The sequence below is a fragment of the Mesorhizobium sp. M7A.T.Ca.US.000.02.2.1 genome (genome assembly GCF_003996995.1).
Classification (GTDB): Bacteria; Pseudomonadota; Alphaproteobacteria; order Rhizobiales; family Rhizobiaceae; genus Mesorhizobium.
This window is the reverse complement of record NZ_RZTT01000194.1, coordinates 1-11,372: the sequence shown is the minus strand read 5'-3', so window position 1 is coordinate 11,372 and position 11,372 is coordinate 1. Positions and strand designations below refer to the sequence as shown.

Below are 11,372 nucleotides of genomic sequence, written 5' to 3'. Positions count from 1 at the left end.
CTCCAGCACTTCGGGCGATGCATTGCGGCCGGCGATGCGCGCAGCCGGGTCGGCGCCCGGCGTTGCGAAGAAAATCAGGAAGACGATGACCGAGATGCCGAACATCACGAACAGCATCTGGCCGAACCGGCGCAGGATTGCGTAGATCATCAGTCGCGCCCCAGCCGAACCTTGGAGCGCGGATCGAGCGCGTCGCGCAGGCCGTCGCCGAAGACATTGAGCGCCATGACGGAAACCGCGATCGCCAGGCCCGGCACCAGCGCCACCAATGGCCTGGTGTAAAGCAGCGCCTGTCCGTCCTGGATGATGGTGCCCCAGCTCGCGGCCGGCGGCTGCACGCCGATCGAAAGGAAGGAAAGGGCTGATTCGGTAAGCATGTTCAGCGCCATCATCAGCGGCACGAAGACGATTAGCGTGGTGGTGACGTTGGGCAGGATGTCGCGCCACAGGATGCGCCACCCCGGCACGCCCAGATTGATCGCGGCCAGCACGAACTCGCTTTTGCGCAGCGCCATAACCTGCCCGCGTATTGGGCGGGCCACGTAGGGCACGTAGACGATGCCGATGATGATGACAGGCAGCCACAGACTGCCGGACTCGATCTGGATCGGTCCGATCGTGATGCCATGCGCGATGGTGACGATGGAGAGCGAAATCGCCAGCAGATAGATCGGGAACGCCCACAGTATGTCGAGGAACCGCGACAGCACCGTGTCGGTAACGCCGCCGAAATAGCCGGCGATCAATCCCGCCGCCGTGCCCAGGATCAGGGTGAAGATGGTGGCTGCTCCGGAGATCAGCAACGAGCTCAGCCCGCCATAGAGCATCCTGGCCATGACATCGCGCCCCTGGCTGTCGGCGCCGAGGAAATAATTGCCCAGCCGCCAGGTCGGGCCGAGCGGTGTGTAGCCAAGCCCCAGCCCTTCCGTCGATTGTTCCATCACCGGAACGTCGGCACCGTCGATCTGGACGACGGCGTCGAGCGTCGAGGCGAAGGGGTCCACGCCTGCCCATTTTGCATAAAGAGGCGCACTGAGGCAGGCAAGGACGATGAGGAGGAACACGGCCAGCGAGGCCATGGCAGCCCTGTCCCTTGCCAGCTTCGCAAACGCGACGGCCCAGGGCCCTCGCGTCTTGCGCGGCGCGGCGACAGCTAGGTTCGACACGGACGTGCCCCTCCGCGGTTCGTTACTGCACCCAGGCCATCACTGCACCCAGGATTGGGTGATCATCCAGTTGAACTGACGGTTGAACTTGAAATTGCCAAGACGTTTGCTGACAAAGTCAAGCCGCTTCGGCGTGAAGAGGCCGACGGCAGGTGCCTTGTCGGTGACCTGCCTGTCGATTTCAGCCCACATTTTGTCGGCGGCTTTCTGATCGGTGACGCCGAGGTCCAATGCCTTTTGCATCTTGGCGTCGATTTCCTTGTCGCAGAAGCCGGCGATGTTGATCGACGCATCCGAACCTTCACGGAAGGAGGCGCAGCTGAACAGGATGTTCAGGAAGTCCGAAGCCGCAGGATAGTCCTTGTACCATTGGGTAACGGACATCTGCACCTTGTTGTTGGTGTTCTGAATGTAGGTGAACTGGATGTTCGACGAGATCGGCTTGACGTCGGCGACATAGCCGATGCTGGTCAGCACGCTCTGCAGATAGACGCCGATGGACCGCGAAATGGCGGTGTCCTCGACGATGATGGTCACCTTCTGACCCTTGGTGCCGGAGTCCTCGACGAGCTGCTTTGCCTTGTCGAGGTTAGGGGCCGACCATTTGGCGCCTGGATTCTTGGTGAAGGGGCAATAGTCTTCATGGCCGGGGAAGTCCGGAGGCAGGACCTGGCAGACCGGCGAGGCCAGCACCTTGCCGCCGAACAGCTTGACCAGCGTGTTGCGATCGATCGCATAGGCAACGGCCTGGCGGGCTTTTTCATTGTCGAAGGGTGCGAGACGGTTGTTCAGCGGCGCGTACCACCAAGCCGAAAGCGGTGAGATGTGCAGCTGGTCCATGGACTTGCTGCCCAGTTCGCCCAGGCGATCGCTGGGCAGAGCGTCGAACATCCAGTCCGCTTCGCCGTTCTGGATCGCGGTGACGGCTGCCTCTTCGGACAGGCCGAAATCATATTGGACGACATCCGGATAGCCGTCCGGCTGGGCTTCTTCGCTCCACTGCTTGAAATTGGGGTTGCGGGAAACCGTCATGCCCTTGTTCGGGTCGAAGGCGGAGATCATGTACGCGCCGGTGCTGGGAATGGGCTTGGAGCCCATGTCTTCGGCGGGCGTGTCCGCCGGCAGGACCACGGCATGCGGCAAGGCGAGCTTGTAGAGCAGCTCGGCATCCGGCTTGGTGATGTTGATGGTGATGGTGCCGGCCGCTTCGTCGCCGACAACGCCGCCTTCCAGCGTGCAGCTCTTGGTGTCGGCCAGGCATTTGTCGGCACCGACGATGCCGGCATAGAACGTGCCGGAGGTGGGTCCGGAAACCTTGAAGATGCGCTGGAAGGAAGCGACGACGTCCTTCACGCCAAGATCGTGGCCGCTGGAGAACTTGATGCCCTTGCGCAGCTTGAAGGTGAAGGTCTTGCCGTCATTGCTGACCTGCGGCAACGCCTCGGCCAGATCGGGAACGATGGTGAAGCCGTCCATACCCTCGGCCTTGCGGAAGGCTACCAGGCCGTCATAGATCGGCTGGTACATCTGCCAGCCCTGGTCCGTGTAATTGATGTGCGGATCGAGCGTTCCGGCCGCGGAGCGGGCCAGCAGGCGGATGGTGCCGCCTCGGTGCTCCTTGAGATATTCGGCCTGTGCCGGGGCCAGCCATGTACCGGCCAGCAATGCCGCGGCTGTTGCCGCCAGAAGCAGTTTCTTCATGTCTTCATTCCCCTTTTCTTCAATTGTCGTTGTGGTCCAGGAAGTCTCCCACCACCCGCATGCACGCATCTTGCTCTTCGACATGCGGCATGTGGCTGGAATGCTCGAATATCTCCCAGCGAGACCCCTTGATGCCGTCCTTGTAGGGCTGCACGGTCGCGGGCGTGGCCTCGTCGTGACGTCCGGAGATGATCAGGGTGGGAACATCGATGGCCGGCAGACGGTCGACGATGCTCCAGTTCTTCAGCGTTCCGATGACGTGGAACTCGTTTGGCCCATTCATCAGATTATAGACGGTCGGATTGCGCACGACCTGGGCGAAACTTTCCGTGACTTCGGACGGGAAAGGCACGACCTGGCAGACATGCCGCTCGTAGAACACCATCGTCGCCGCCTGGTACGCCGCATCGTTTGTCGTGCCGGCCTGCTCGTGTCGGGTCAGGGTCTCCTGCACATCCGCAGGCAGATCCGCACGCAACCGGTTGGCCTCTTCGACCCACAGTTTCATGGACGCCGGTGAGTTGGCGATGGTCAGCGACTTCAGGCCCTGCGGCCGCGTCACGGCATATTCGGCGCCCAGCATGCCGCCCCAGCTCTGGCCGAGCACGTGGAAGCCCGTCCGAATGCCGAGATGGTCGACCAGGTTTTCAAGCTCGTCGATGAACAGCCCAGGTGTCCAGAAATCGGCGCCGTTTTCGGGGAGCAAGGTGGAATTGCCGCAGCCCAACTGGTCGTAGTGAATGACGGCGCGATCCCTGCGCGCAAGAAGCTTGTAGGCGTCGACATAATTGTGGGCGACGCCCGGGCCGCCATGCAGGATCACCACAGGCGCCTTTTCGCCACCGAGTTCACCGGTGACCCGATACCAGGTCTCGTAGGCGTCGAAAGCGGCCCGTCCTTCCATGCCTATGATCTCAGATGACATCCCAGTTCCCAGTGCGGTTGAAGGCATCTTGTATTTGTCCGTGACGGCAGGCGCCCTAACTCATGTTGCGGGTGACCTGCACCCACTCTTCCAGCATCTGCACGCCAAATGCCGTGGCGCCTTGCCTGCCCAGAGGCCGATCGGTGTCGGTCAGTTCCTTGCTGGCGATGTCGAGATGCACCCAGGGGCGGTCTTCCGTGAAGTGACGCAGGAAGGCCGCCGCATAGGGAGCGTCGCCGTCTTCCATGTCCTTGGCATGATGCCTGAGGTCTGCGAACGGCGATTGCAGACCCTCATCATAGGCCCGGTCGAGCGGCAGCCGCCAGAACCGCTCGCCGACCGTTTCTCCGGCCGCGATCATCTGTGAAGCGATGGCATCGTCGGTGCTGAATAGGCCTGCGAATATCGACCCCAGGCCACGCGTCACCGAATAGGTCAGCGTCGCCAGATCGACGATCACCGAAGGGTTGAAGCGCGTGGCTGCATAGTAGAGGCAGTCGGCCAGAAGCAGGCGTCCCTCCGCATCCGTGTCGAACACTTCCACTGTCTGTCCCGAGGCCGTGGTGATGATGTCGCGCGGTTTGAGCGCGGTGCCCGATGGCATGTTCTCGGCGATGCCGAGAACACCGACAACGTGTACCGGGCTGCCTTGCCGGGCGAGCGCGATCAGCAGGCCGACCACAGCCGCCGCTCCGCCCATGTCGGCTTTCATGTCGAACATCTGCGCTCCGCCCTTGATGCAGAGGCCTCCCGAATCGAAGCAGACGCCTTTGCCGACGAAAGCGAGTGGTTGGGCGGGAGCACCCTTGCCGCGGTAGCGCAGGACAGCGACCCGTGGCGGACGCGCCGAGCCCGACCCAACGGCGAGGAGCGCGTTCATGCCGAGCTCCTTCAGTTGCGCGGCATCGAGCATTTCGATGTCGATGCCGGCTTCACGCAGCGGCTCCAGATGATCATGGAAATTGTCGGGGTGGAGATGGTTTGGCGGCAGGTTGACCAAGGTGCGTGCATATTCGACGCCGTCGGCGATTGCATTGATCCGCGTCAGCGCCGCGGTCAGATCCGGGCCGCCGGCTCCGACCAGTTTCACCCGCAAGGTTCGATCCGCTCCCGCTCCTTGCCGCCGGTTGCGCATGTCGAAACGATAGCGGCGCAGCCGCATGCCAAGCGCGACACGCGCCAGGATTTCGGCGCCGGATAGTTCAATGCCAGCGATGGGGTCCAGGACCAGAGTGGCCGCGCATTCCCCCTTGCCTTCCAGATGTGCGGCAAGCAGACCGCCGGCGCGCGCCAACGAGAGGGTGGTTACGGCTTCGGCTTTGCCCAAGGCCAGGACAACCACGCGCTTGGTCGATACTGCCTGCGGGGCAATAAGATCGATGCAGGTGCCGGATTCGGCCAAGGCGGCCGGGTCAGAGCATGCACGAGAGAGAATCCCGCTCATCTCAGCGTCCAGAGCCGCTGCCCGGGGACCAAAGCCTGGTTGGGCAGTTTGCAAAATCACGACGACGGAGGTTTCCGCGGAAATCTCCTCCGCAGCTTCGAAGACCGGCGCTGGCGATTGAGGCATAGGCTGGCGCTCTCTCCAATTGCGGCGATACCGAGCAAAGCTTCGCTCTCCACCGGTGAGACTGGTCAAGCCGGTCTCAGCCGTCGATGGTATGGTGCCGGTGTTCCCAAACAGTCGCCTTCTTGAGACGACTTAATTGCTCTTGTCTTCTGGGGTATCCCCTAAGGGGGCAGGCGATCAAACGCGAATTCTGCCCATGTCGATTGACAAAAACTCAACTGACAATTCATGATCGGCCAATGGCCCTTCCCTCACTCAATGGCATGCGCGCTTTCGAGGCCGCCGCTCGCCTCGGCAGCGTCAAGGACGCGGCGGAAGAACTGCATCTGACACCCTCGGCTGTCAGCCGCCACATCCGCGCGCTTGAACGAAATCTTGGCCAGGACCTGTTCGAACGCGGTTTTCGCCAGATAACGCCAACCATCCGGGGCTCCTACTATGCGCGCAGCCTCTCGGAGGCGTTCGAAGCCATCTGGCGCGCCACCGATGACGTCAGCCTCTCCGAGGGGTCGCGCCACGGCAAGATCCAACGGGTCCGGGTCTTGTGCGTGCCCACCGTTCTGAACCTTTGGCTGGCGGACCGGTTGCCGAACTTTCGCCGGTTGCATCCGTCGGTGGATCTGGAGATCTCCACTTCAGGCAAGCGCGCCAACTTCGATTTGGCCATTGTCGACGAGTTCGTCTACAAGGCCGGCCCGGCTTTGACGCTGCTGATCCCGCTGCTTTTGACCCCGGTCTGTGCGCCTTCGCTTTTGGAAGGGCCTGTGCCGCTGCGATCGCCGGCCGATCTGGTCAATCATCATCTGATCCATGAATGCGAAACCATGAGATGGAAGCGTTGGCTGGAGCAGGAAGGCGTTCTGGAAACGACGCCAAAATCCAGCACAACACTGGATGATTGTACGCTCATCATGCGCGAAGCGATCAATGGCGCCGGAATAGCGCTTGCGGACACGATCATGGCGCAAGATTTTCTGCAGCAAGGCAAACTGGTCGCGCCGTTCCATGTCCGCCACACCTATCCGGCCGGCATTTACCTGCATCAGCGTCGCAGCATCGGCAACAAACCAGGCACCGGCCTGTTTCAGGATTGGCTGCTCGCTGAAGTCGCGGACCACAAGCAGGTGATGGCCATCGCTTAGGGCCCCTACCGAAGATGTCGGCAGCCACCGCTTCACATTGGAAGCCCAGCGTCGAACTTCGAATCATCCGTGCCGGGTTCAGCGATGACCCACCATCGCCTTGCATCGATAATCGCAGTTCTCATTGAATATCTTTAAGGCCAAAGCCGGCAAATAGGTTGCTTGTCGGTTCCCCTGCGGCAGGCTTAACCTGCACGCGGCCAACGCGTGAGGGCGCGTGCTGCAAAAGGGGAACATTGCCATGACGATACAGGGTGCTTCACCTGATCTGTACAACGAGGATCTGGCTCCGGCCAAAGTTCGAAACTGGGGACCATTCTCGATCTTCAACGTCTGGACATCGGACGTCCACAGCCTTTGGGGCTACTATCTTGCCGCCAGTCTGTTCCTGTTTTGCGGCGGCTTCGTCAACTTCATCATCGCCATCGGTATCGGCTCGCTGATCATCTATGTGCTGATGAACATGGTCGGCTATGCCGGCGTGAAGACGGGCGTGCCCTACCCCGTGCTTGCCCGCGCCTCTTTCGGCATCTGGGGCGCCAACATACCGGCACTGGTGCGCGCCATCGTCGCCTGTTTCTGGTACGGCGCGCAGACGGCCGCCGCCTCGGGCGCGATCGTGGCGCTGCTGATCCGCACGCAATGGTTCGCCGATTTCAACGCCAGCACGCATTTCCTCGGCCATACCGGCCTGGAGGTGATCTGCTTCGTGGTCATCTGGGGGCTGCAACTGCTGATCATCCAGAACGGCATGGAAACGGTGCGCCGCTTCCAGGACTGGGCCGGCCCCGCGGTTTGGGTGATGATGCTGATCCTGGCGATCTATCTCTGCGTCAAATCCGGGAGATTTGCCTTCACCAGCGATATCCCGATGGACGTGCTGCTGGACAAGACGAAGGACGCGGGCGTGCCGGGCACGCCGGGATCGTGGACCTCGCTGTTTGCGGTGGCGGCGATCTGGGTCACCTATTTCTCGGCGCTCTATCTCAACTTCTGCGATTTCGCCCGTTACGCGCCGGACAAGGCATCGCTGCGCAAGGGCAACATCTGGGGCCTGCCGATCAACCTGATCCTGTTCTCGCTGGTCGCCGGCGTCACCACCATTGCCGCCTTTGACGTTTATGGCGAGGTGCTGCTGCATCCCGACCAGATCTCGGCGAAATTCGACAGCTGGTTCCTGGCAGCGCTCGCAGCCCTGACCTTTGCCGTGGCAACCCTCGGCATCAACGTGGTGGCAAACTTCGTCTCGCCGGCCTTCGACTTCTCCAACGTCTTTCCCAGGCAGATCGACTTCAAGAAGGGCGGCTATATCGCGGCCGTGATTGCCCTGCTGCTTTACCCCTTCGCGCCGTGGGAAGGCAGTGCCGCTTCCTTCGTCAACATCATCGGCGCGACAATGGGGCCGATCTTCGGCGTGATGATGGTCGACTACTACCTTATCCGGAAGGGCGAGGTCGACGTCGAGGCGCTTTATCGCGAGGACGGCGAGTTTCGTTTCCAGGGCGGCTGGCACGTCAACGCCTTCATCGCCGCCGGCATCGGCGCCATCTTCTCGTCGATCCTGCCGAACTTCACCAACTGGCTGCCGTCCTGGTGGGGCGTCTATGGCTGGTTCTTCGGCGTGGCGATTGCCGGCATCATCTACTACGTGCTGCGCACCGCCGCTTTGGGCGCCGGCGCCAGGACCGCGAAAGCCTGACGAGCCACCAAGGGGCGGCGCAAAGCCGCCCCCAACTACCCGATCATCTCGGCCAATTTGCGCACCGTGTTCCAGTTGCGCGACGTGCCGATGCCCATGCGCTTGTGGTTCATTGCCGCAAGCAGCCGCGAGCTTGGTCTCTCTCGCGAAAAGACGACCCAGATGTCGCCGTCGAGCGAAGTCATTTTCTCGTCCTCGGCGGCATAGGCCTGCAGTGCCGTCACGGCCTGCTCGGGCGCAGGCTTACGCATCACCCGTACGGCCACCTGATCGCCTGCTTTAGCCGAATCGGCCGGGAACGGATTGCCGGCGGCAAGCTTCAGCCAGTCCTCGGCACCGCGCACGATGATATCGACATGGCGGCCGAAGGTTTTTTCAAAGGCAGCCTCCAACCACTGTTCGAGGTCGGCGATATCAGTTGCCGGTGCCTCGAAGACCAGATTGCCCGTCGCCACCAGCGTGCGCGGGTTGTTCAGCCCGAGCTCTTCGGCCATGGCCTTGAGGTCGGCCATGACGACCCGTCGCCCCTCGGCCAGGATAATGCTGTAAAGCAGTGCGACATAGGTCTGCATTGCGCCCGACCTGATCGCTACACCAGCCGGCTCTGCTCCACGGCCGCCTCGATGAAACTGGCGAACAGCGGATGCGGCTCGAGCGGCCGGCTTTTCAGTTCCGGGTGATACTGCACGCCGATGAACCACGGATGGTCTGGGTATTCGACCGTTTCCGGCAACACGCCGTCGGGCGACATGCCGGCAAACACCAGGCCGCAATCCTCAAGCCGCTCCTTGTAGTCGACATTGACCTCGTAGCGGTGGCGATGGCGCTCGAAAATCTGTGTGTCGCCGTAAATCTCGGCGATCTTGGAGCCCTTGGCGAGTTCGGCCTGATAGGCGCCGAGCCGCATCGTGCCGCCGAGATCGCCGGTTTCGCGGCGCTTCTCCAGCATGTTGCCTTTCAGCCATTCGGTCATCAGGCCGACCACCGGTTCCTCGGTCGGACCAAACTCGGTCGAAGACGCGTGTTCGACGCCGGCCAGCGACCGCGCCGCCTCGATGCAGGCCATCTGCATGCCGAAGCAGATGCCGAAATACGGCACCTTGCGCTCACGCGCGAACTTCGCCGCCAGGATCTTGCCTTCCGAGCCGCGCTCGCCAAAACCGCCGGGAACCAGGATGCCATGCACCTTTTCCAGCCAGGGCGTCGGATCCTCTTTTTCGAAGATCTCCGATTCGATCCAGTCGAGCTTGACCTTGACGTGGTTGGCAAGGCCGCCATGCGAGAGCGCCTCGATCAGAGATTTGTAGGCGTCCTTGAGGCCGGTATATTTGCCGACAACGGCGATGGTGACCTCGCCTTCCGGATTGTGGATGCGGTTGGATACCGCCTGCCACGGCTCCATGCGAGGCTTCGGCGCCGGATCGATGCCGAAGGCGGCCAGCACTTCCGAATCGAGCCCTTCCCTATGGTATGCCATCGGCACATCGTAGATATGCGGCACGTCGAGCGCCTGGATCACGGCACTTTCGCGCACATTGCAAAACAGCGACAGTTTTCTGCGCTCTTCCTTGGGAATGGCGCGGTCGGCACGGACCAGCAGGATATCGGGCGCGATGCCGATGCCGCGCAGCTCCTTGACCGAATGCTGAGTCGGCTTGGTCTTCAGCTCGCCTGCCGTCGGGATGTAGGGCATCAGCGTCAGATGGACGTAGACGGCGTTGTTGCGCGGCAGGTCGTTGCCGAGCTGGCGAATAGCTTCCAGGAATGGCATCGCCTCGATGTCGCCGACCGTGCCGCCGATCTCGCACAACACGAAATCATAGTCGTCATTGCCGTTGAGAACGAAATTCTTGATCTCATCGGTGACGTGCGGGATGACCTGCACGGTTGCGCCGAGATAGTCGCCGCGCCGCTCGCGCTCGATGATGTTCTTGTAGATGCGGCCGGTGGTGATGTTGTCCTGCTGGTTGGCGGAGCGGCCTGTGAAGCGCTCGTAATGGCCAAGATCGAGATCGGTTTCCGCGCCGTCGTCGGTGACGAAGACTTCGCCATGCTGATACGGCGACATCGTGCCTGGATCGACATTCAGGTAGGGATCGAGTTTTTTGATGCGTGCGCGATAGCCTCGCGCCTGCAGGAGAGCCCCAAGGGCCGCTGCGGCAATGCCTTTTCCAAGTGAGGAAACCACGCCGCCTGTGATGAATACATATCGCGCCATGGGAGTCATCGCTTAACGCGGCCGGATTGATTCCGCCAGAGAAAAAACCGCCGCGAAGCTTTTTTCCCAAGAAGGCGCTTGGATCGTGAACAAGGCAAAACAAAAGGGCCGGCTGAGCCGGCCCTTTCGGCAGGATGACGAAAACGTCAGATGATGACGACCTTGGTGCCAACCCTGACGCGGCTGTAAAGGTCCATGACGTGCTCGTTGATCATGCGGAAGCAACCATTCGAAGCGCTGGTTCCGATCGACTGCGGCGCAATGGTGCCGTGGATGCGCAGATGCGTGTCCTTCTTGCCGTCATAGAGATAGATGGCGCGCGCGCCGAGCGGATTCTGGCCACCGCCGGGCATACCGTCCTTATACTGGCCGTAATGCTTCGGCTCGCGCTTCTGCATGTCCAGCGTCGGGATCCAGCGCGGCCATTCCTGCTTGTCACCGACTGCAACCGTACCCTTGAACTGCAGGCCGTCGCGGCCGACCGCGATGGCGTAGCGGCGCGCGGTGGAGGACGATTCGACGAGGTAGAGGCGGCGCGCGCTGGTGTCGATAACGATGGTACCGGCAGCGTAACCGCTGAATTCCACGTCCTGCGGCACGAATTCCGGCTTCACCTTGAACTGCTTCTTGGCTTCCCTCTTGGCGAGAGCCTGGTCGAGAGCCCGTGTCTCGGGGAGATATGAAATTGACGAAGAGGAAGAGCTACCGCCGAAGAGACCGGCGAACAAACCGCCGCTGCTCGGCTGCTTCTGGCCGATGACCTCGCTGCGCAACTCGCCATTGTTGCCGGTCAGGGCGATGTTCATCGCCTCTGCCGGAAGCGGCTCGGCCGACTGGATCGGCGCGATCGGTTCGATTGGTTCGATGATCTTGGCAACCAGCTTCTTGGCCGGCTTGGCATCGGCCACCTGGGTTGCCTGCGTGCTCTTGCCCTTCTTGGCCAGGAATGCC

9 protein-coding genes are annotated in these 11,372 nt (G+C 61.7%); 2 read left to right on the top strand and 7 right to left on the bottom strand.

Going from position 1 to position 11,372, the window contains the following annotated elements:
• Positions 1-149: 149 nt before the first annotated feature.
• Genes EOD15_RS18840 through EOD15_RS18825 form a run of 4 tightly spaced genes read right to left on the bottom strand, consistent with a single transcriptional unit; the run spans position 150 to position 5,362 of the window.
• Positions 150-1,166, bottom strand: coding sequence for an ABC transporter permease (locus EOD15_RS18840; RefSeq protein WP_127319995.1), 1,017 nt, complete (start codon positions 1,164-1,166; stop codon positions 150-152).
• Positions 1,167-1,205: 39 nt separating this feature from the next.
• Positions 1,206-2,867, bottom strand: coding sequence for an ABC transporter substrate-binding protein (locus EOD15_RS18835; RefSeq protein ID WP_127319993.1), 1,662 nt, complete (start codon positions 2,865-2,867; stop codon positions 1,206-1,208).
• Between the two features lie 19 nt (positions 2,868-2,886).
• Positions 2,887-3,792, bottom strand: a complete 906-nt coding sequence (locus EOD15_RS18830) for a proline iminopeptidase-family hydrolase (protein WP_127319991.1) — start codon at positions 3,790-3,792, stop codon at positions 2,887-2,889.
• A 55-nt stretch (positions 3,793-3,847) separates the two neighbouring features.
• Entirely contained in the window at positions 3,848-5,362 is a 1,515-nt protein-coding gene (locus tag EOD15_RS18825; RefSeq protein WP_127319989.1) for a leucyl aminopeptidase, read from the bottom strand.
• A 239-nt stretch (positions 5,363-5,601) separates the two neighbouring features.
• Between EOD15_RS18825 and EOD15_RS18820 the strand changes: the two genes are divergently transcribed.
• Positions 5,602-6,504, top strand: coding sequence for a LysR family transcriptional regulator (locus EOD15_RS18820; RefSeq protein WP_127327372.1), 903 nt, complete (start codon positions 5,602-5,604; stop codon positions 6,502-6,504).
• A gap of 241 nt (positions 6,505-6,745) precedes the next feature.
• The gene (locus EOD15_RS18815) at positions 6,746-8,203 is read left to right on the top strand and encodes an NCS1 family nucleobase:cation symporter-1 (RefSeq protein ID WP_127319987.1); all 1,458 of its coding nucleotides are present in this window, start codon (positions 6,746-6,748) and stop codon (positions 8,201-8,203) included.
• Between the two features lie 35 nt (positions 8,204-8,238).
• Here EOD15_RS18815 and EOD15_RS18810 read toward each other — a convergent pair whose 3' ends face one another.
• The 3 genes from EOD15_RS18810 to EOD15_RS18800 all read right to left on the bottom strand — a co-directional run.
• Entirely contained in the window at positions 8,239-8,775 is a 537-nt protein-coding gene (locus EOD15_RS18810) for a DUF1697 domain-containing protein (RefSeq protein ID WP_127319985.1), read from the bottom strand.
• A 17-nt stretch (positions 8,776-8,792) separates the two neighbouring features.
• Positions 8,793-10,421, bottom strand: a complete 1,629-nt coding sequence (locus EOD15_RS18805) for a CTP synthase (protein WP_164761665.1) — start codon at positions 10,419-10,421, stop codon at positions 8,793-8,795.
• Between the two features lie 146 nt (positions 10,422-10,567).
• On the bottom strand, positions 10,568-11,372 hold an 805-nt coding region (locus EOD15_RS18800; RefSeq protein ID WP_148129579.1), incomplete at its 5' end, for a L,D-transpeptidase.

Excerpts from the sequence above, each read along its gene's own strand:
- EOD15_RS18835 (WP_127319993.1), bottom strand. The coding sequence starts at position 2,867 with ATGAAGAAACTGCTTCTGGCGGCAACAGCCGCGGCATTGCTGGCCGGT.
- EOD15_RS18830 (WP_127319991.1), bottom strand. The coding sequence starts at position 3,792 with ATGTCATCTGAGATCATAGGCATGGAAGGACGGGCCGCTTTCGACGCC.
- EOD15_RS18825 (WP_127319989.1), bottom strand. The coding sequence starts at position 5,362 with ATGCCTCAATCGCCAGCGCCGGTCTTCGAAGCTGCGGAGGAGATTTCC.
- EOD15_RS18820 (WP_127327372.1), top strand. The coding sequence starts at position 5,602 with ATGGCCCTTCCCTCACTCAATGGCATGCGCGCTTTCGAGGCCGCCGCT.
- EOD15_RS18815 (WP_127319987.1), top strand. The coding sequence starts at position 6,746 with ATGACGATACAGGGTGCTTCACCTGATCTGTACAACGAGGATCTGGCT.
- EOD15_RS18810 (WP_127319985.1), bottom strand. The coding sequence starts at position 8,775 with ATGCAGACCTATGTCGCACTGCTTTACAGCATTATCCTGGCCGAGGGG.
- EOD15_RS18805 (WP_164761665.1), bottom strand. The coding sequence starts at position 10,421 with ATGGCGCGATATGTATTCATCACAGGCGGCGTGGTTTCCTCACTTGGA.